Source organism: Prolixibacter sp. SD074 (assembly GCF_009617895.1).
In the GTDB taxonomy this organism is placed as follows: domain Bacteria; phylum Bacteroidota; class Bacteroidia; order Bacteroidales; family Prolixibacteraceae; genus Prolixibacter.
In genome coordinates this window covers 2,740,587-2,762,095 of sequence record NZ_BLAW01000001.1, presented here as the reverse complement: position 1 = coordinate 2,762,095, position 21,509 = coordinate 2,740,587, and the positions used below count along the sequence as shown (strand labels likewise).

General features: G+C 48.4%; 12 protein-coding genes. 5 read left to right on the top strand and 7 right to left on the bottom strand.

The window, feature by feature from the left end:
- Nucleotides 1-2: 2 nt before the first annotated feature.
- The 7 genes from GJU82_RS11875 to nagB form a co-directional block, all read right to left on the bottom strand.
- Entirely contained in the window at nt 3-2,474 is a 2,472-nt protein-coding gene (locus GJU82_RS11875; RefSeq protein ID WP_153632326.1) for a glycoside hydrolase family 9 protein, read from the bottom strand.
- An 18-nt stretch (nt 2,475-2,492) separates the two neighbouring features.
- Nucleotides 2,493-3,845: a SpoIID/LytB domain-containing protein gene (locus GJU82_RS11870; RefSeq protein WP_153632325.1), complete on the bottom strand. Its 1,353-nt coding sequence runs from the start codon at nt 3,843-3,845 to the stop codon at nt 2,493-2,495.
- 652 nt (nt 3,846-4,497) lie between these two features.
- On the bottom strand, nt 4,498-5,517 hold the full coding sequence (locus tag GJU82_RS11865; protein WP_153632324.1) for a DUF4922 domain-containing protein: 1,020 nt from the start codon (nt 5,515-5,517) through the stop codon (nt 4,498-4,500).
- Complete coding sequence (locus GJU82_RS11860; RefSeq protein ID WP_153632323.1) at nt 5,514-6,968, bottom strand: glycosyltransferase family A protein; 1,455 nt, start codon at nt 6,966-6,968, stop codon at nt 5,514-5,516. The genes GJU82_RS11865 and GJU82_RS11860 overlap by 4 nt, the downstream gene beginning before the upstream one ends.
- Nucleotides 6,969-6,997: 29 nt before the next feature.
- Nucleotides 6,998-8,554 carry a glycoside hydrolase family 10 protein gene (locus tag GJU82_RS11855; RefSeq protein WP_153632322.1) on the bottom strand — a complete coding sequence of 519 codons (1,557 nt, stop codon included), beginning with the start codon at nt 8,552-8,554 and terminating at the stop codon, nt 6,998-7,000.
- Between the two features lie 8 nt (nt 8,555-8,562).
- Complete coding sequence (locus GJU82_RS11850; RefSeq protein WP_153632321.1) at nt 8,563-9,666, bottom strand: acyltransferase family protein; 1,104 nt, start codon at nt 9,664-9,666, stop codon at nt 8,563-8,565.
- Between the two features lie 69 nt (nt 9,667-9,735).
- Nucleotides 9,736-11,721, bottom strand: coding sequence for a glucosamine-6-phosphate deaminase (nagB, locus tag GJU82_RS11845; RefSeq protein WP_153632320.1), 1,986 nt, complete (start codon nt 11,719-11,721; stop codon nt 9,736-9,738).
- Nucleotides 11,722-11,836: 115 nt separating this feature from the next.
- On the opposite strand from nagB, the gene GJU82_RS11840 reads away from it, so the two are divergent.
- From GJU82_RS11840 to GJU82_RS11820, 5 genes are all read left to right on the top strand, one after another.
- Complete coding sequence (locus tag GJU82_RS11840) at nt 11,837-12,670, top strand: hypothetical protein (RefSeq protein ID WP_153632319.1); 834 nt, start codon at nt 11,837-11,839, stop codon at nt 12,668-12,670.
- A 46-nt stretch (nt 12,671-12,716) separates the two neighbouring features.
- Nucleotides 12,717-13,520 carry an N-acetylmuramic acid 6-phosphate etherase gene (murQ, locus tag GJU82_RS11835; protein WP_153632318.1) on the top strand — a complete coding sequence of 268 codons (804 nt, stop codon included), beginning with the start codon at nt 12,717-12,719 and terminating at the stop codon, nt 13,518-13,520.
- Between the two features lie 138 nt (nt 13,521-13,658).
- A complete protein-coding gene (locus GJU82_RS11830; protein ID WP_153632317.1) occupies nt 13,659-16,679 on the top strand; it encodes a TonB-dependent receptor in 3,021 nt (1,006 codons plus the stop codon).
- Nucleotides 16,680-16,699: 20 nt separating this feature from the next.
- Nucleotides 16,700-18,268 (top strand): RagB/SusD family nutrient uptake outer membrane protein, encoded by a 1,569-nt coding sequence (locus GJU82_RS11825; protein WP_153632316.1) that lies wholly within the window; start codon nt 16,700-16,702, stop codon nt 18,266-18,268.
- 246 nt (nt 18,269-18,514) lie between these two features.
- On the top strand, nt 18,515-21,508 hold the full coding sequence (locus GJU82_RS11820; protein WP_153632315.1) for a xanthan lyase: 2,994 nt from the start codon (nt 18,515-18,517) through the stop codon (nt 21,506-21,508).
- The last annotated feature ends 1 nt before the right edge of the window (nt 21,509 follow it).

Below are 21,509 nucleotides of genomic sequence, written 5' to 3'. Positions count from 1 at the left end.
CGTTAGAATCTATTGGTTTGATAATTGTTTTCCTTCAGAAAATGGATGACTTTGCCGAGTTGATCGTAAAATTTGTCTTTTCTACCGGACGAAGTTCCGAGATGAATCAGGATGATGCAGCCGTTTAATCCGCCTGGATTGGTCTGTTCAAACTGCAACAGATCGTTGTATAACTGATCCGAACTGCGGTAATTCTTCATGTCCGGCGTGGTGTAATCGGCGTTGGTGCGGATGCCTGTCGTGAAATCAATGAGGGTCAGGCCCAAATCGCGGCCCCAGTCGGCAATGGCACGGTTATACCACTCGTAGGGCGGCATGAAAACGGTGACCTCTTTGGCCGGAATGCCGATGGCTTCCATTGCTTTGATGTTGTTCCGCATATCGTTGGTAAACTCGTCGTGGGTGACCAGCAACGAATCACGGTCGGTCCAGTCGGCATACAACAGATGCTTGTCGGAGTGCGGTCCCAGGTAATTCCCTTCTTCGCGCAGGCGCCGGATGAGTTTCTGGTTCTCCGGATTCCGGTAAAAGTCGCCGGTGAAAAAGAATGAAGCTCTCACATGGTTCCGGCGCAATATCTTCTCGATGGTCTTGCCGCCATCGTTGGTATCGTGGGCCGCGAAGACCAGGTATACTTTCGATTCCAGCGGATCCATCCGGACGATGCCACCCTGGACTTTCTTCACGTTTTCATAGGTTTTGTACTGCATACCTTCTTTTTGTAACGAAGAGAGCAGGTAACTCAGGCTGGCCGTTCCGTCCATCGTTGGCTCGTTGGTCGAGTAATCGCCTTCATCGTCATGATACACGGCGCGTCCGTTCTGGAAGGCGGCGTAGCCATCGTCATGGAGCAGACGGATGCCGCGCAGGTTGTTGTAAATCGACGTATAAACGGGCCCGTCCACCAATCCTCCATAAGTGAGTTTCCCCAAAATGACTTTGTACGATGAGTGCGGATTAACCGGGTAATCGCCACCGGCGGGTAAGCCAACAACCATCGATGTGCCCCACGGATTGCATCCGAAGAGCCAGTCGCGCAATGCCGCTTCCATTTCCCGGTAGGTCTGGTCGCCGGTAATTTGGCGATACAACCGGGCCTGTGTGGCTGCCGCGGTTACCAGGTTGTTGGAACACCAGATAAACGGTATCCCAATGCGGAACGGATCTTTCTTTGCCCGGCTGTAAATATCGGCCAGTCCTTTTTTTAAGTCTGCAGCAAAGTTTTTCGCTTGCGCGGAATCACCGTGAGCGGCGAGATAGACATGGCCTAAGTTCATAAAAGGGTAGAACTGGTAATGCCGTGCGCGGTTCAGTTCCATCCAGGGTGTAACCGGCTCCAGTTGTCCCCAGTAAGCAGCTTGCTGCAAGTATTTTTGTTTTCCTGTTGCTTCGTTCAGTACAGCAGCGGCCAGCTCCAGGTCGTCCACATAGTTGTCTTCTTCATAAAAATAGGGCGATACATAGCAGGCTGTCTGGCAGGCGCCGGGTTCCGACAGGCCAAACCGAAACGCAGCTTTGGCTTTGCGAATCAGCGTGTCCGCGAAAGCCGGATCGGACTTTTTGTAGATGTCGGCGGCCAGTGCAAAAGCCGAGGCAAACTTCCCGGCTGTGGAAGCAACGCCCGTGGTCCGGTTCTTGAATTTACCCAGCCCCTGCGGTTTTCCGGTAACGAAATAAACCGGCCGGCATTTGCCTAAGCCATAGTTCGCCGTGTCCTTGTCGGGAAGCCGGAACCCAACGTGATCGCGGTCGTCGGCAATCTGGTTGAACATCACGTTGTCTGCCGGATTCATTTTCAGCAACCAGTCGATGCCCCATCGCGCTTCGTCCAGAATATCGGGAACGCCATTGGAACCGGGAAGCCCGTTCGCTTTGTAATGGTCGCCGTACGCTTCCGGATTTTCCCGGTAGGCGAACAGCATTTGATCCACGGCATTCGCCGAAGTGGTGACGTATTGCAGGTAGTCGCTGGCATCGTGCCACCCGCCCGTTACGTTGATGAACTCACCGGCGCGGGTGGGACGATCGACAATGATGCCGTCGTGTGTGTGGCACGAATCGTCGAGGAACGGATTGAAGCCGCACCGTTGTTGCCGCATGTATTTCAGGATGTAGTCGGCCGTGCCGTCGTACACATGCTCCGAAATGCTAAACTGGGGCGAACCCTGGTTTTCGATGCGGAGAAAATATCCGCCGGGTGTTGTAAAACTGCTAAAGTCGAGCCGCGCGGCGCTGGGCATCCCCCAGGGTTTGCCGTCTGCCAGTTCCGGTTGTCCCACGTAAACCACTTTCCCCGTAAGGGAATTAACCAACTCGAATTGATAGGGCAGCTCTCCTTCCGGTGAAAGAAAAACAGCCACCTTAATGTCATCGGGGAGATACCCCAACTGGTTAACGCGGATAACTCCGCGCGCCTGCGTCGTTCCGGCGAAAGCCAGTAGCAGGGAACTCAGAATTAGCAGATGTCGGTTCATAATCGATTATGATTTGGTTTACGAATATACTTTTTCGAGCAACGCGTCTTTAAAATAGTGCGCCAGAATTTCCCGGTAAGAATAGCCCTTTTCGCCCATTACGGCTGCACCGATTTGGCAAAGCCCTACGCCATGTCCCCAGCCGGAGCCGGTCAGAATGAACTTTGCCGGAAGGCCATTTTTCTCTCCTTCGGTGTCGACCACAAAAGCGGAACTGTATAGATGCGATGTGGAAAGGGCTTTACGTATTTCCAGTTCTTTGCCAATAGTGAGTGTCTTTTTCGTTCCCTCGATGCGCAGCTTGATCAGACGGGCTGAGTCGCCACGTTCCACAGGCACCAGCGCCTTGATACCGCCGAAATCGATGCCCGTGCGCTTTTTGATCAGTTCGCTGATTTCTTCCTGGCTGTATTCCACTTTCCAGCGATAAAAATCGGTGGTTTCCTGGTCGTAGTTGTTCAAAACCTGGCTCAGCACCTTGGCATCGGTGGTGTTGCAGAAGGCCGGCGGATTGGAACGAATCCAGCGGTCGGCATTTTCTTCTACCGTGAGGTCAAGATCAAATCCTTCGGGCGTTTCCGGGTTGTCGATAATCTTTACCAAATAGGGATGATGCACCGGTTCCCAGCAATTTTCGAATGATTCGGAGATGCCGCCACACGACTTTGAGAAACGGGCATCAGCAATGTGTTCGTTCGAGGTAAGTGCTTCGCCGAAGGTTTCGTGAATGGCAGTAGCAGCATTTTCCGATACCACCCGGGTGATTCCCTGGTAGCGCTGACAATGATCGTCGGCACACACATCGAAATCGGTGTGGTCTTCGCGATCGTACCACTTAATCAGTTCATCGTCGGTTTGCCGGGTGGTGACGTATTTTTCGGTTTCGCTTTGCAGCGATTCATGCTTATCGACCTGTGCCAGCAACCAGCTGCGCGAAATCACCGCGTGGGCCTTCAGCAACTCCATGCTGCTGGTGGCGCTCATTTCCGAAGAGATGACGCTGACCAGGTATTGCTCTACCGGCACCAGGTTGATGGCCCGGAGGTTTTCGCCTTCGCGGATGAGTTCCAAACCTCCGCGGAATTTCTGGTCCTCCTTGCGTTCCCAGTGGAAATTAATGCCGATGGTGACGCCGCGGAGCTGTAAACTGCAGGCTTCCCGGTCGGTCGGCTGAAACACCAGCTTTTCGCCCTCGAAAGAAATACCCGATTCAAATTTCACGTGAATGACGTTCCCGGAAAAGAAGGCTGAGCCTTTGCCGGTCACTTGCTGGCTACCGCATTGGTATTTACCATCCAGCTCGAATTCGATGGTTTTTTCTGCCATAATGCCGACACGGATGTCGGGCTCGTTGCCGTTGTTGTATTGCATGATGTCTGTCTTTCGTTTTTTAACTAATTACGTTCTCCATCCTCTCCTTTATTCACTCATTCACTCATTCACTCGCCCGTTTCCGACACTGTCAGGAGCTTTGTACGCTGACAGGTCTAAGTCCGTTCCGCTGCCCGTGGAGTTCTTCCAGCTGTTCGTTTCCTTCTTCCAACGCCTCCCGGAGTTCTTCCAACCGATCGCTGTGGTGTTCCAACTACGGCCTTCCACTTTCTATTTGCCCCTGTTCCGAATTCTCGAAACCCCATTTGGGGGACTTCCGGCCTAACTCCTCTCCCCGGTTGGGGAGAGGCAGGGTGTGGGGCTATTAGATAATCATTCAATTTAAGCTGTACTATATTTCACAAATGCTTCTCATTTATCAATTATTATTGCCCCCTAATCCCCCACCCGGGGGACTTCAGGCCGTCACAGCTTGTAACTTTCGCTCTTTAAAGCTTCTGCCCATACTGGCTGCTCCGGCCTAACTCCTCTCCCCGGGTGGGGAGAGGCAGGGTGTGGGGTTCTCATTTTCTCACCCTCTCGTTTTCTCCCGTTCAATCTACCCATTTCGACGCTGTCAGGAACTTCGTTCGCTAACAGGTCCGTCAAGCTTTATTCACTCCCTCTCACATCTTCTTCGGTTCTCCTTTCCTCACTCCACCACGCGTTTCGCGTAAGCGGCACAGAGCTCATCAAAATAGCTATCAGTGACTGAGACCTGAGCGAAAATATCAATCAGGTCAGCTGCTTTAATCATTTTAAAATCCTTCTCCTGCGGCGTGATACAAACACCGCCAAAATCGACAGAGGCCGGACTTAGCAGGATATTCTCATCCCCTTCGGCAAAATACTGGTCGGGACGGTGTTTATCGCGCGGGAACACCAGTACGCGCCATTTCCCGTTTTCGTATCCCGAAAGGATATTAAGCATGGGCTCCGGCTCCTGCCCGCGTTGTTCGAGTAATTCGTATAACCACTCGAAAGCTGTTTGCAACAACGTCATCTCATCCGATTCAATAGCGATGAATTTTCGTAGATAATTGCTTACCGCGAAAATTTCCAGGTGTTCGTTGCTGAACAACTTCCGGTCGGTGGTAGCCTTTAGCTTACTGTATTCGGTTTCAACCGGAAGAAAGCCTTTGTTCCCGGCCTGAAAATGCATGTGATCGGGTGCCGAAGCGCCGCATTTCGGACCGTTGTAGAAAACCGTATAGCTTTTGAGCGCGCGGCTCAATTCCAGCATGTCTCTAAAATAGGGCTCAATAAACTGCGGGGCATGTTCCAACCGGGGAATGGTGAGATGGCGCGGAAAAATGGGATACGGATTGACCAGGACCAGGTATTCGTCGTTGAACGGGATTCCTTTTTGCTTTGGCGGCAATGCGTCGGTGCAGAGAAAACATTTTCGCTCCTTGATGCTTTTGTTGTCGACTTTGGCCGCCGATGATTTGATGCGTGCCGGATTGAATTGCACTTTCACGTTGCATTGGGCGTAGTGAAATGTCTTCACTTGCACCTGTTCCAGTCCTTTGGCATTGTCATCGTAAAGCGGCCAAACACCCCGCTGTTGTACTTGCAGGGCATCGGCCATCTCATCCAGCGAACTGTTTTCTGACAGGTGGAGTGCGCGCTTTGAAATGATTATGTCGTCCAGGTTAACGGAATTGCTCATTTTTCGCGTTGGTTTTTGAGGATTCGTGCTTTCAGTTCCAGCGTTCGCAGACGGTCTTTATAACTGTTGTGAATGTTCATTTTGTTTACGTCGAGCGAGGCATCGGAGTTGTCGTCCCAACGACGGCACAGGTATACCGGCGTAAGGATGCGGCCAATTTTGTAGTCGCGCGAAATGGCAATACCTAGCGCATAGTCTTCGCCGTAACTGGAGTTCGGTACCCGCAGGCCGCGCAACACCGGCGTGTAGAAAGCGCGCGGTGCGCCCAGCCCGTTGATGCGAAGGGCGTTGTTGGGGCCATTGTCATCGGTCCATTCCTTGTGATCGATGATGCCCGGGGGAATTTCCTCCAGATCGAAGTTGGTCATTTGATAAGAGCCAATCACCATAGCACATTTATCGGCGTGGAATTTATCGACGATGGTTTGCAGCGTGTTTTCGTCGCTGTACATGTCGTCGCTGTCAAGCTGAACAGCGAATTGGCCACACTGCGGATGGAAAATTCCGACGTTCCAGCAGCCACCAATTCCCAATCCTTTTTTATCGGGAATAACGTGAATGAGTTTGTCACTGCCGGCAAACTCTTTCAGTATCTCCGTTGTTCCGTCGGTGGAGTAGTTGTCTACTACTATCAGGTTGAACGGGAAGTTCGTTTTTTGCTTTAGCACCGAACCCACCGCGTCACGAATGGTTTTTACCCGGTTGAATACCGGGATAATAACCGATGCTTCTACCGGGAATCCTTCTTCAAAATCAACTGTTTTGAATTCAGGTTTCAGGTAGGCGCCAATCTCTTTCAGGTGCGCTGTACAGGCCTTTTCCATTTCAATCTGGGTGGCACGGGCAGCGCCGCTCACGTAGTCGAACTGCTTTTCACCCGATTTCCGGGTATCCGGTTCCACCATGGTGAAAAGCGGTTCCGGCACACGGATGAATTCTCCCTTCCGGGAAACGAACAAACGCAGCGAGTAGAAACCGGCTGCATCGTAACTTGTGGTTTCCCATTTGGCCCATTCTTTCAAATCAGCGGTGCGGATGAGCTGTACCGGCCCGAAGTTGAAATCATCGCGCAACGCGCCCGGCTGGTAATCAATGGTTGGATGCACAGAGCGCGTTTCGTTTTTTATTTCGTAGTAATCGGCATATACCAAAGCGGCATCGGTGAACGTGGCTGCCTGCACCAAACGTTCCAGCCCAAACTGGCCCATCTCGAGTTCGGTATCTTTCAGCGAAAGCAGGGTAAATTCCGCTTCCGCTTTGCCGGCAATGGCATTCAGGGTTTCAGTACCCTGAATGCTTTTCACGGTAATGGCTTGCGTTTCTTCAGGAATGACAGCGCCTTCGGGGGCGAGGACGTAAATCTGGTTTACATTCGTGGCTGCTTTTAGCTCGGCCACTGATTTTTTGGTTACCTCTTCTCCGCTATACGCGAGAAAAATATCGGTTTTCATTTTTATGTTATGATTTTAAAATTTCTGAATTATTGCTTAAACATCATTCGGTCACTTGGAACGCTTTCGTTGTTGAGGCGGTCTAGTGTAGTTACTTTGTAGTAATATTTCTTGCGGAAAATGTGCAGGAAACGACGTTTCACAAAGTATCCGTCTTCGCCGGTTACATCCAGTAAATATTCCGGGTTGCTGGCATTGATGCTGTCGTTTTTCCCGCAACGGTACACCGCAAAAAAGCGTGCCTTGTTCATTTCATCATCGGTTTGCGGCGCTTCCCAGGTAATTTCCCGGCCGTGTTTCACCTTTTCTTCTTTCAGGTTGGATGGTGCTTCCGGTGCCTGATCGTCAATCCAGGGCATGGCAGGAACGATGGCCGGTGTCCGGTAGTACTCTTTTCTTAACTCTTTCCGGAAACCTTCCAGGTGGCGGGCGAAGTGTTTGGAACTGAACCAGGCACTTCCTTCCAGGCCGGGAATCGAACGAATCAGGTTTATCTGGTTGGTCAATTCAGCGGGAGTACGCCAGTTAGGAATTTTTGAGTGTTTATCGAGCCGGTATACCGCCTGACCAATGTACATGCTTCGTCCATATGCGTGGCGTGCCCACCAATGCGCCAGCTCGTTAAAATCGACTGTCGGATGACCGATGCGCCAATAGAGCTGAGGTAGCGTGTAGTCAATCCAACCTTCGCGCTGCCAAAGAATGATGTCGGCATATAAACCGTCGTAATTGGTTGTTCCGGCGCTGGTATTCGAACCGTCCGGATCGTCTTTTTTGTTTCGCCAAACGCCAAACGGGCTGATGCCGAATTTCACCCACGGCTTCACCTCTTTGATGGCTTTGCTCAATTGCTGAATAATCAGGTCCACGTTGTCGCGCCGCCAATCGTCAATCTGGTGCGGGGCAAATCCACGATGGTATTTTTTGAATGTGGTTGAGTCGGGGAGTTCTTGATTTGCAATACGGTATGGGTAGAAATAGTCATCGAAATGGATGGCGTCGACATCGTAGCGTTTTACAATGTCGCGAACGACTGACGTTACAAAATCCCGAACATGCGGATTTCCCGGATCAAAGTACATTTTCTTGCCGTAATTCCAGGCCCAGTCCGGATGTTGGTTGACGATGTTTGAGGCGGCCAGCGTATCGAGCGTATCATTTTTTACCCGGTAGGGATTGAGCCATGCATGAAATTCCATCCCGCGTTTGTGTGCCTCTTTGATGAAAAAAGCCAGCGGGTCATAAAATGGCTTCGGCGCTTCGCCCTGTTTGCCCATCAGGTATTTTGACCACGGTTCCAGTTCCGAAGGATAAAAGGCATCGGCCGACGGTCTGATCTGCACAATCACGGCATTCATCCCGTTTTTTTTATTCATGTTCAGCAAATTGATGATCTCTTCTTTCTGCTTTTCATCAGAAAGGCCCGGGTTGGACGGCCAGTCGATGTTGGCCACGGTGGCTACCCAAACGCCCCGGAATTCTCTTTTGGGCGGAACGGGACTTTCCGGTTTCCGGTTTTCGGCGAAAGCCGGAACAGAAAGAAGAATCGATAGAAACAGAATAAGCGCGTGTCGACAAGGTTTCATTTGACAGGTCAGATTTTGATGAATATTTTTTTGCGGTACAGTATGTCGGCCAGTATCCAGTATAAGAAAATCAACGTTAGTGCGAAGAAAAGGGAACCGTTCAAATTTCCGGCCCAGGAAGCAAACCCATGTTCGTATATCCAGCTTTTCAACGGAATATTTTCACCGGCAACGGGTAGTTTAATCATGTACAGCAAGCGTCCGATGATTCCCGAAAGGACAAAAATAAACAGCGGGTTCATACCAAAAACGAGTGCCGGCATCGACCATTTTTTGTATCCCCGAATATCGATGATCCAGATGAAGAAGGCAAGCAGTATCGTTGCCAAACCAGCTGTGTACATTACATACGAACTACTCCAGATGGGTTTGTTGAGCGGAAAAACAAAACTCCAGATTACTCCGCCCAATGTCATGGCAGCTCCTGATAGAATCAAATCTTTTACAGCATGCAATTTATCACTTCTTACATCGACTTGCCGGCCTACCAGGTAACCAATCAGCACTGTCGCAATAGCAGGAATGGTACTGAGCAATCCTTCCGGATCGAACGGGATACCGTATCCATGGTAAATATGGTTGGCACCGAAGATGGCTAAATCAACGCTCCGAACGATGTTGCCCTGGAGTGAGAGCGCTCCGTTGCCGCCCAGCATCAGCAATCCCCAGTATCCCAGTAGCAGAACCGGTAGGGCTATCCAAACGCCAATGCGTTTCCAGGCCAGTGCAATCAACGACGCGATACCATAGGCAAGCGCAATACGTTGCAGTACGCCCATGATGCGAAGATGACTGTAGTCGATACCGAAAATCGGAAACGCATTTAATCCCAGTCCAATCAGGAATATTAACGCTGTACGTTTCAGCACTTTTTTCGTTGCTTCCCCGGTCAGGTTGTGATTGAACTTTTTGAAAGCAAACCACATAGCGGTTCCCACAGCGAACAAAAAGAAAGGGAAGACCAGGTCGGTCGGGGTACAGCCATTCCAGCTGGAGTGTTCCAGCGGTGCATAAATGTGACTCCAACTTCCCGGATTATTGACGGTAATCATCAGGGCCACGGTAAATCCCCGCAAAACATCAAGAGCAACGAGTCGTTTGGTTTTTCCCATGGTTGGTTGTTGTTTTGGTATGCAAATTAGTGAACTTAACACTTAACTTACGCGGTCGTACAGATGAAATCAGGGATAGTAACGGACAAAGGCTTCGATGGCTTCGTATTCGGCCATGCCTAACTGGTTGTATAATCCGGCAGTGGCGTGGTTTCGATCTTCTGCGCGTTGCCAGAATTCGCGGTCGTCGTTTCCCATAAACATGGCGCCTTCTTTTTGCGACTGATGACGGAAAATAGCTTCCCGCTTTTTAAGCAGCTCTTGCGGACTAATCGGCACAGCCATCTCAATCTGGCCGATATCCCATTCGGCCCAGGCGCCACGGTAGAGCCAAATCCAACACTCCTGCATCCAGTCTTCGTCTTTCAACTGTTCCAGGGCAATTAAAATCGCATCGAGGCAAACGCGGTGTGTTCCATGTGGATCGGAAAGGTCGCCGGCGGCAAAAATCTGGTGGGGTTTGATCTCGGTGAGAAAATCCATCACAATGCGTACATCCTTTTCACTTATGGGTGCTTTTTGTGCCTTTCCGGTTTCGTAAAACGGAAGATCGAGGAAATGCACATTTTTACTTTTCACACCTGAATATCGGCAGGCAGCTTTGGCTTCCATACGGCGGATAAGGCTTTTCAGTTTTCGCAGCTCGGGTGAATCGATGTCTCCTTCTTCTTTTTCTTTCAAATGAGCAACGAGTTTATCGTACATGGCTTTCTGTTTCTCGTTGCCTTCATCGATATAGTTGGAGAAGGAGTTTTGGAAGGAGATAAAACGGTTCGCATATTCGTCGGACACCGCTACATTTCCCGAAACCTGGTAAGCTACATGCACATCGTGACCTTGATCGGCCAGACGAATCAATGTGCCGCCCATCGAAATCACGTCATCGTCGGGATGTGGACTAAAGACCACTACGCGTTTTTGTGCGGGTTCAGCTCTTTCCGGGCGGCGCGAATCGTCGGCATTGGGCTTTCCTCCCGGCCAACCGGTGATGGTCGATTGCAGATCGTTAAAGACCTGGATATTTAAACTGTAAGCTGAACCAAAAATGACAATCAAATCACTTAAGCCATTATCGCTGTAATCCTTATCAGTCAGCTTTAAAATGGGCTTTTCCGTTTTCTGGCATAGCCAGACCACCGCCTTGCGAACCAGGCGTTCGTCGCTCCAGTCGCACGAAGCTACCAGCCAGGGTGTTTTTACCCGAATGAGCTCGCTTGCCGCACTGGAATCGAGAATGAATTTCGCGTCGGGATGGTTTTGCAGGAACGAAGCCGGTAATAATGGTGTCACGTTTTCCTCCACCGCCTTTTTGATGATGGATGCCTTGTTTTCACCCAGTGCAACTAAGATCACCTTTCTCGCATTCATAATCGTGCCTACGCCCATCGTGATGGCCCGTTGCGGCACATTCCGGATGCCGTTGAAGGAGTTGGCAGCATCGCGGCGTGTCAATGTGTCGAGTACAATGATGCGTGTATGCGAATTGGAACGGGCCCCCGGTTCATTAAACCCGATGTGGCCGGTGCGTCCGATGCCTAATAGCTGCAAGTCGATACCACCTGCATTTTTTATTTTTTCTTCATAATCCATGCAGAAATCATGCACCTGGTCAAGCAAAATATTTCCTGCCGGGATGTGAATATTCTCCGGTGGAATGTCGATATGATCGAACAGATTTTTGTGCATGAAATGGTGGTAACTATGGCTCGATGACGGATCCATCGGGAAATATTCGTCCAGATTAAACGAGACGACATTTTCGAAACTAAGTCCTTCTTCTTTGTGAAGCTTAACCAGTTCTTTGTATACGCCTAGCGGTGTGGAGCCTGTCGCCAGCCCTAATACGCACTTCTTGTTTTGTGATTGTTTTTCCCGGATAAGCGAAGCAATTTCTTGTGCCACAGCTGTTGATGCATCCACCGCTTCCTTATATATATAGGCGGGGGCATTTTCGTATTTGGTTAAAAGTTCCCGTTCTGTTGGATTTTCTGCAGGAAAAAGGTTTTCGTCTGCAAAAAGACTGTCGGTTGATTGAAGTTTCTTGCTTAAGTCCATGGTTTCTTTATTAAATTTGAATAGAGTCTCAAAAATAAAAGGAATTTGTGAAATATTGGTAATACATGTTATATAATATGTATTAATGTATTATTATTTATTTTATATTTGAAACATGAAAATGATTGCAGACAGTGGATCGACGAAAACCGCCTGGCGGCTTGTTGATGTAGAAGGAAACATTCAATCGGTTCAGACCGAGGGAATAAATCCTTTTTATCAGGAATCAGCTGAGATGGTGTCCACATTAAAGGAAAGTTTGCTCCCATATATAAAAGGACAGGTAAATGAGGTTTATTTTTATGGCGCCGGATGTGCGAATGAGGGAAAATGTGCCGTAGTAAAAAATGCATTACGTGAAGTTTTTCCCGGTTCAGCCATTGAAGTTGCCAGCGATTTGGTCGGAGCTGCCCGTGCTGTTTGTGGTCATGAATCAGGGATTGCCTGTATTCTTGGAACGGGTTCCAATTCCTGTTATTATGACGGCGAAGAATTAAAACTGAATGTGTCTCCGTTGGGATTGATTCTGGGAGACGAAGGAAGCGGCGGTGTCATTGGGCGGAAAGTGATAGCCGATTATTTGAAGGAAATCATGCCGGGGTATCTCCGCGAAAAGTTCTATGAAACTTATCAGATCTCGGCGCCGGAGATTATGGATCGGGTATATCGTAAACCCTATCCAAACCGGTTTCTTGCACAGTTTACCCGTTTTTTAAGTGAAAATATTACAGAACCTTATTGCAGCCATCTTGTCGGAGAAAGTTTTCGTGAATTTGTTTCACGGAACTTGGTGCACTACCCTCACTATAGAACCTTACCAGTGAATTTTGCCGGTTCCGTTGCCTGGTATTTTTCAGAGCAGCTGGAGAAAGTTTTAAAGGAAGAAGGTCTTAGACTGGGATGCATTGTTCGCGATCCGATTGATGCGTTGGTTGATTATCATAGCTAAAGATTTGCTTTACCTGGCTTAATTCCGGGATTGAAAAAAAACGAAAATGACTATAACGGAATCAGAATCGCTTTATAACGATCTTGAAAAGAAGAGTGTGTGCGAGTTGTTGGAAGCAATTCATGAGGAGGACCGTAAGGTTCTCCCTGCTGTACAGAAAACCATCCCTCAAATCGAAGCATTAGTAACAGCAGTTGCTCCACGTATGAAAAAAGGGGGCCGCCTGTTTTATGTAGGGGCAGGGACTAGCGGGCGATTGGGAATTCTTGATGCGTCGGAAATTCCTCCGACTTACGGGGTTGGTTATGATTTGGTTATCGGTTTGATTGCCGGAGGTGATACTGCGATTCGCAAAGCTGTGGAATCAGCCGAAGACAATGAGGATATGGGATGGGAAGATTTGCAAAAATATCACCTCACCGAAATGGATACCATTGTAGGTATCGCCGCCTCGGGAAGAACACCTTACGTGGTGGGTGCTTTGAAAAAAGCACGTGAAAACAATATTCTTACTGCTTGCGTAACCAGTAATCCCGATAGCGAGATGGCAAAACATTCCGATATCGCCATTGAAGCAATTGTGGGACCGGAGTTCGTAACCGGAAGCACCCGCATGAAATCGGGCACAGCTCAAAAGCTGATTCTCAATATGATTACGACTACCCTGATGATCCAGTTAGGACGGGTAAAAGGAAATAAAATGGTCAATATGCAATTAACCAATCAGAAATTGGTTGAGCGTGGAACCAGAATGATAATGGAAGAGTTGGGCCTGGAAGAAAATAAGGCCAGAAACCTTTTGCTGATTCACGGTTCCGTGAAGAAGGCGCTTGACGAGTATCGAAAATAGATAGCTTATAATTTGATTTATTGCTTGATTGTTTTTCGAGTTCTTGTTTTTAATCAGTCCGAAGGGTGTAATTTTCCGGAAAGAACGGATGGAGAAATATACCCCTAGGCTTATTTTTAAATCTAAACTACTAGTACCATGAGACGTTTTCTATTGCTTGTGGCAGCCATGATGGTTGCCTTCTCATCGGTTGCCCAAAAGAGGACTGTAACCGGGATGGTCACAGACCAAAGCGGTGCGCCGCTTCCCGGTGTAAACATTGTCGTCAAGGGCACCACAAATGGTACCATCACCGACTTTGATGGTAACTATCAGTTGGACGCGAAAGCATCGGATGTACTGAAGTTTTCGTTCCTTGGATATGTATCCCAGGAAGTTCCTGCCTCCAACAGTGTAATTAATGTAAAACTGAAAGAGGAAACCAAATCACTCGACGAAGTTGTGGTCGTTGGTTATGGTACCCAGAAAAAGAGCGACATTACCGGCGCTGTGGCGTCGGTTAGCGCTGATGACCTCAAGGATCAGCCGGTTTCTTCGGTCGATCAGGCACTTCAGGGACGTGTAGCCGGCGTCCAGATTACCTCCAATTCCGGTGCTCCCGGTGGTTCAATCTCAGTCCGCGTCCGCGGTATCGGAACGATTAACGATGCCGATCCATTGTATGTTGTCGATGGTTTGCCTGTTGGCGATATCAATTTCTTGAACCCAAATGACATCGCTTCTGTAGAGATATTGAAAGATGCTTCCGCATCGGCTATCTATGGCTCAAGAGGTGCAAACGGAGTGGTGCTGGTTACCACAAAAAAAGGTAAGCTCAATACCAAAGCCAGTGTGAACCTCGATGTTTACTATGGTGTTCAGAAAGTAATCAACAACTGGAAAACCACTACCGGTCCCGAATGGTATAGCATTCAGGAAGAACTGAACAAGACACGTACCAGCCCTATCGATCTTTCACTGGTCGACAAAAACCAGAACACGGATTGGTTTAATGCCATTACACGTGTCGCTCCAATGCAAAACTACAATTTCGGCGTAACCGGAGGTAGTAAGGCAATGACCTATGCACTGAGTATCGGTTACCTGAATCAGGAAGGTACGGTTGAAGGAAGTAGCTTCGAACGTACGACCGGGAAATTGAATGTGGATTATCAGGTTTCAAAACGTTTTAAAATCGGTAGTAATCTGAATATCGAACACAGTAAAAAGTACTCTATCAGTGAAGAGAACTACCACGTGGGAGTAATTAACACAGCGATTAAGATTGAGCCGGTAATTCCGGTTTGGAAGGACAAAGCCAATCATGTTTATGATTATTCCAAGTTTACCGACTATCCGAACCCGGTAGCAGCGATTGAGTATGACAACAGTCATTCAGAAAAACTGCAGCTGGTAGGAAACGTGTATGGTGAGCTGGAATTAGCGAAAGGTTTGAAGGCAAAAACCAGTTTCGGGCAGAGTAGCTACCGGACTGATTCCTACAACTTCACTCCAGTTTACTCTGTCAACGTTAACCAACAGAATCTGATCAACAAAGTGTATCGGGGTTACAACCGTGGCGATTACTGGTCATGGGAAAACACCCTGAACTACGATGGCACGTTTGGAAAACACAGCCTGTCAGCACTGGCTGGTTATACCATGGAAGAAGGAAACTACGAGTGGTTCTCTGCTTCGAAAACCAATATTCCGAACGAAGATCCTTCGATGTGGTACCTCAATGCCGCAGCCGACGGTGACTTGGCATCCGGTAGCGCATCGTCCGTTTCCATGATGTCCTTCCTCGGTCGTGTTAACTATTCGTATGACAATAAATACCTGGCAACGGTGAATTTCCGTGCTGACGGTTCTTCTAAATTCCCGAAAAACAACCGCTGGGGATATTTCCCGTCCATCGCTTTGGGCTGGAAAATTTCGGAAGAGAACTTTTTGAAGAATGTCTCCTGGCTAACATCACTGAAAATTCGTGCTGGCTGGGGTCAGATTGGTAACCAAAATATCGGAAGTTATCCTTACCAGGAAACGATGAGCGGTAACTCACAGTATCGTTACCTATTCGGAACTACTCCAACCATTGATCAGGGTTATGTGGTAACCGGAATGGTTGACCAGTCGATTAAATGGGAAACCGTTGAATCATTGAACTTCGGTCTCGATGCATCGTTCTTCGACGGACGTCTGGAAACAACCCTTGACTGGTACAACAAGAAAACCAAAGACATGCTGGTTAGTGTGCCGATTCCTTATTACTATGGTTACGAAAGCGGACCAACTTCTAATGTAGGTTCGGTGAAAAATAACGGTTTTGAGGTTTCTGTGAGCTATCGCGATCGAATTTCAAACAAGCTTTCTTACAATGTAGGCTTCAACATCGCTACCGTGAAGAATGAAGTACTCAGCCTGGGTAACGGTGAGCCAATTGCCGGAGGTTACTATTATGGTGGTAACGCAACCCGCACGGAAGAAGGCGAATCTATCGGATACTTTTACGGATATAAAACAGATGGCGTTTTCCAGTCACAACAGGAAATTGACAATGCACCGGTTCAGGAAGGAAGTAGCAATGAAGATTTGAAACCCGGCGACCTGAAGTTTGTCGATGTGAACGGAGACGGTGTTGTAAACGATGAGGATAAAACTTACCTGGGAAGCCCGGTTCCGAAATTTACTTACGGTTTCAACCTGGGGGTTACTTACGGATCTTTTGATCTTAGTGCATTTGTTCAAGGATCACAAGGTAATAAAATCTTCAATGCCATGAAGACACACTTGTATAACTTCGACGAAACCAATAAGTCGACAGATATGCTGAACTCATGGACTCCGAGCAATACCAATACGGATATGCCTCGTTTGAACGGTAATGACAAGAACAGCACCAACCGTACTTCCGACCGGTTTGTTGAAGATGGTTCATATGCGCGTCTGAAGAACATTACGCTCGGTTACACATTTCCTAAGTCACTGTTGCAAAAGGCGGGTATTGCTTCCTTGCGGTTCTATGTATCAGGTCAGAACCTGGTTACCATTACCAACTATTCAGGTGCGGATCCGGAAATCGGACAGAATTCAACTACGAACTATCTGAGCCGGGGTGTTGATATTGGTACGTACCCGCAGGCGCAGATCTATGTATTCGGTGTAAAACTGGGATTCTAATTGAATAAGGATTTATAGTTATGAAAATTTCATTAAAGATATACACAAAGGCATTGATTATTGGATGCCTTGGCTTGTCGGTCATGAGTTGTTCGGACTTTCTCGACAAGAAAAAGCTGGGACAGGAAACCTCTGAGGTTTACTTCAACAGCCAGGATAAAGCCATCCATTCCGTTACGGCTGGCTATTCGGACTTGAAAGACTATCGTTTCGGTTGGTTTCAGTGGGCCTTCGGTGAAACATTGAGTGATAATGCCATCTACAGTGGTTCTGACGGCGATAGTGGCGGATTCCAGCCATTGAAAGATTTCAATGGTACGGCCGACATGTATCAGATCCGTTACAAATGGCAATTGTGCTATCGCGGGATTAACAAATCCAATCAGGCTATCGAAGGAATTGAGGCGATGAACGATGACTTGTTCACCACGCCTGGCCTGAAAAAAAGACTGATTGCAGAAGCACGTTTCCTTCGCGCTTACTATCACTGGAACCTGGTTATTACATTCGGAAAAGTTCCGATTGTGGATCACCTGATTAAAACAGCAGATGAGAAGATTGCTCCTTCTTCTGTTTTGGATGTATACGACTTTATTGCATTGGATCTGGAAGCTGCTGAAGCCAATCTTCCGCTGAAAAGCGAGTATGCTGCTTCTGATCTGGGTCGCGCAACCAAAGGAGCTGCCGATGCATTGCTGGCCAAGGTCAACCTCTACCGGAAAAACTGGTCGGAAGCTGCCAAATGGTCGAAGAAAGTGATTGATTCAGGTGAATATGCACTCGCTCCCGATTATGCTCATCAATTTTCATTTGATGGCGAAAACGGTATAGAATCGATTTTTGAGATTCAGTTTTACGATTCACCCACCGAATCTTCGGCCTACAGTAACAATGGTAATTTCCAGACGTTGTTCCAGCTGCCGCGTAACATTACTTACGGTTATGGTATCAACCAACCGACAAAGGACTTGTACAACGCGTTCATGGCTGAAAATGATACCGTTCGTATGCAGGCAACGCTGTTGGATACCACCGAAGTATTTCACAATGAGCTGGCAGATCTGTACACCGCTCTTGATCAGGCAGAGCAGAGTGGCGACCAGGCTGCTATCGATCAGGCACAAGCTGATCTGGCTGCCGGCAAATCGAAACTTACTTTCGACCGTACCGGTTTCTACAACCAGAAAATTTATGTGGATCCGGCACATCGTGCTGTCCATATTAGGAATAACGGAAATAATACCCGCGTGATGCGTTATGCAGAGGTGCTGTTGATGTATGCTGAAGCAGAATATCAGTTAGGAAACGAAGCAGAAGCTTTGGCAAAAATGAATATGGTACGCGAACGGGTGAACCTTCCTGATAAGAATGTATCGGGTGATGCATTGCTCCAGGCCATTTACACTGAGCGTCGTCTCGAACTGGCAATGGAAAATGATCGGTATCCCGATTTGGTGCGTACCGGACGTGCCAACATCCTGCCCAACTGGACCCAAGCACACCAATACTGGCCTGTGCCACAGGCTGAGGTGGATATTACTTCTGGCGATGTACCTCAAAATCCGGGATACACCACATCTGCTAACTAATATAGTTTGACGTTTTTCAGATAAATCACAAGCTGGAAGAAGGCAGGTGGGCAGTGACTGCCTGCCGCTTCCGGCTTTTTTAAAGCAATTAAGTGGTTGTGGAAAAGGAGGTTTGCCTTTTATGATTGCTCTTTTTCTGCGATATTTGAATAAACCGTATCAATTCCCTTTATCTCACGGAGGTTGAGTTTTTCTGCCAACTCGCTGAAATCGCCGGAAGCTTGTAACAAATAAAGTTACCAACGCATGAAAATTCTTCTGCTTAGTACGCTGACTTTCTTTCTGATTGTTCCTGCCAGGGCGCAGTCATATTATAACAAGGAAAAAGTAAACGCCTTGCCTGGTAAGGTGAAAAGAGCTTACCGCAAAACAAGCCGTTACCTCGACGACGCAGTCAAAGGTGAATTCAAATACACCCCGCCTGTACATTCGAAAATTGATACCCTCTTCTTCAGCGGCGACTCCCTTGTCGTTCAGTTTAAAGCCGAATTTGGTTACAAACCCCTGCGTACATTGCAGGTAGAAGATATTTATGCTCAACTGGGCGATAAGCTGGGCGGTTTGGCACGGCGCCATCCATTGAAGATCAGAGTGAAAGGATACAGCCTTGCACGTTTGGTCCCCAACTACTACCGTGAAGATAAAGACCCGTCGCGGCTGATGCCCGACAGTGTAAACCAGCCGGTTCATGTACAGGACATATCCAAACCCTATCGTATTTCTGAAGGCTTAAACCATCGCCACATTGCTTTGTGGAACAGTCACGGTTGGTATTATAACAACAGACTTGACCGTTGGGAATGGCAGCGGGCACCGGTTTTTACTACCGTAGAAGACGTGCTGCCTACCTCGTTTGTGCTCCCGTTCCTGGTTCCGATGCTCGAAAACGCAGGCGCTAATGTTTATTTGCCTCGGGAGCGCGACACGCAACCCAACGAAGTAATTGTCGATAATCAGGATTCTTCCTACCGGGAAGGACCTTACCAAAATATTTTCACTACCGGTAGCGGAACCGGCTTTGGTGTGGGAACACCGCCCTATGTAGCTGGTCAAAATCCATTTCAACAGGGCGATTACCGCGTACTGAACCTGGAACCTGGTTCGAAAGCCGAAGTCAGTTGGACGCCTGATATTCCCGCCGATGGGAAATATGCGGTATATGTTTCCTATAAAACATTGCCCAATAGTTCGGATAAAGCGCATTACGAAGTGCGCCATGCGGGTGGAACAACCCACTTTATTGTCGATCAGCAAATGGGCGGCAGTACATGGGTGTACCTCGGAACTTTTCAGTTTAAGAAAGGACATGACTCCGCACAGGGAGGTGTTACCCTGTTTGCCAATGGTGTAAAAGGTGAAGCATTGACCGCCGATGCCGTCCGGTTTGGCGGTGGTATGGGCGATATTGCCCGCAACGGAAAAGTGAGCGGCCGTCCACGTTGGACGGAAGGTGCCCGTTACTACCTGCAATATTGTGGTTTTCCCGATTCGCTGACTTACAGCTTTCATAAAAATAATAATGATTATGTGGACGATTACCAAAGTCGCGCCCGTTGGGTGAATTACCTGCACGGCGGTAAGTACATGGAGCCCTGGATTACGAAAGGGAAAAATGTTCCTGGCGGGCACATTCCCATCGATTTGAGCCTGGCCTTTCATACGGATGCGGGGCACCACCTCGGAACAGATACCATTGTAGGTACACTGGCTATTTACAGCACCCGCGATGCCGAATTCAATCAGAAGTTTCCCGACGGCAGAAATCGTTTGACGAACCGCGACTTTGCCGATATACTGTCAACACAGATTGTGGATGATATCCGGACGGAAGAACAACCAAACTGGACACAACGTGAGTTGTGGGATAAGCGCTACAGCGAAGCAACCTATGCGACCATTCCGTCGGCTTTACTGGAACTGCTATCACACCAGAACCTGGGAGATATGATTTCAGGGAACGATCCGGAATTCAGGTTTGTGGTGGCACGCGCCATCTATAAATCGATGCTGAAATTCCTGGCGACTTACCATGAAGCGCCTTACATAGTGCAGCCTTTACCGGTTGATGCATTCAGCGCAAAACTTGATAGTGGAAAAGCAATACTCGCCTGGCATCCGGTGGACGATCCGTTGGAACCTACCGCTAAGCCTAAAAAATATGTAGTGTACACCCGAATTGGCGATAGTGGTTGGGACAACGGTGTGCTGGTCGATCAACCGGAATATGAAACACCGGCGTTGGAGCAGGGGAAAATTTACAGCTACAAGATTACCGCCGTGAATGAAGGTGGCGAAAGCTTCCCATCCAATATCCTGTCGGTTTGCGATAATGGAAACGATACGACGGTGATGGTGGTCGATGCATTCGATCGGGTTGCCGCGCCGGAGGTGATTGACCAGGGAAACTTTACCGGTTTTGCCGGCTGGCTCGACGAAGGAGTAGCATGGGGGAACGATCTCTCTACCATCGGTTCTCAATACAATTTCAACCAACTGATACCGTGGGTGGATAACGATGAGCCAGGGCATGGTGCCTGTTATCAGAACCGTACAGCGATGTTGCCACTCGGAAACAACTTTGACCATGTGCACAGCCATGGTGTTGCCATTCGCGATGCGGGTTACAGCTTTGTTTCCTGCAGTCGGAAAGCATTGGAGAACGGAACGGTTTCCCTCGCGGGATATCCAATGGTCGATTTGATTTTTGGCGAAGAGAAAACAACAGATAAACCCGGCGGTATCGAAAAGTTCACCCTTTTCACACCGGAAATGCAAAAGGTGCTATCCGGTTATTGTGCCTCGCTGTCTGCGAGATTATTTATCAGCGGCGCTTACGTGGGCAGCGATACCTTTGAACCCGTTCACCGGAAGGTGGCCGATGGCGAAAAAAACTTTGTGAAGAATGTGCTGGGCTACATAGGGCGGACAGACCATGCAAGCGCCATTTCGTTGGTGAAAGCCACTACCGGCAATTTGCTTCCGGCTTTCGATGGGAACTTTGGGTTTAACATGGATTACCGCCCCGATATGTACCGGGTAGAATCGCCTGACGCCATCGAACCGGCTGACAGCACCGGAACAACCATTCTGCGTTATGTGGGGAATAACAAGAGTGCGGCAGTTGCCTGCGATAAAGGCTACAAAGTTATCACTCTTGGCTTCCCTTTTGAAACCATTACCACTTCAGAACAACGTGCAGCGGTGATGAAAGAGGTCCTTGACTATTTATCGAAGAAATAAT

Bases quoted from the DNA above. Each gene is read 5' to 3' on its own strand.
- GJU82_RS11830 (WP_153632317.1), top strand. From the start codon at position 13,659: ATGAGACGTTTTCTATTGCTTGTGGCAGCCATGATGGTTGCCTTCTCA.
- GJU82_RS11850 (WP_153632321.1), bottom strand. From the start codon at position 9,666: ATGGGAAAAACCAAACGACTCGTTGCTCTTGATGTTTTGCGGGGATTT.
- GJU82_RS11865 (WP_153632324.1), bottom strand. From the start codon at position 5,517: ATGAGCAATTCCGTTAACCTGGACGACATAATCATTTCAAAGCGCGCA.
- nagB (WP_153632320.1), bottom strand. From the start codon at position 11,721: ATGGACTTAAGCAAGAAACTTCAATCAACCGACAGTCTTTTTGCAGAC.
- GJU82_RS11820 (WP_153632315.1), top strand. From the start codon at position 18,515: ATGAAAATTCTTCTGCTTAGTACGCTGACTTTCTTTCTGATTGTTCCT.
- GJU82_RS11855 (WP_153632322.1), bottom strand. From the start codon at position 8,554: ATGAAACCTTGTCGACACGCGCTTATTCTGTTTCTATCGATTCTTCTT.
- GJU82_RS11870 (WP_153632325.1), bottom strand. From the start codon at position 3,845: ATGCAATACAACAACGGCAACGAGCCCGACATCCGTGTCGGCATTATG.
- GJU82_RS11825 (WP_153632316.1), top strand. From the start codon at position 16,700: ATGAAAATTTCATTAAAGATATACACAAAGGCATTGATTATTGGATGC.
- GJU82_RS11860 (WP_153632323.1), bottom strand. From the start codon at position 6,968: ATGAAAACCGATATTTTTCTCGCGTATAGCGGAGAAGAGGTAACCAAA.
- GJU82_RS11875 (WP_153632326.1), bottom strand. From the start codon at position 2,474: ATGAACCGACATCTGCTAATTCTGAGTTCCCTGCTACTGGCTTTCGCC.
- GJU82_RS11840 (WP_153632319.1), top strand. From the start codon at position 11,837: ATGAAAATGATTGCAGACAGTGGATCGACGAAAACCGCCTGGCGGCTT.
- murQ (WP_153632318.1), top strand. From the start codon at position 12,717: ATGACTATAACGGAATCAGAATCGCTTTATAACGATCTTGAAAAGAAG.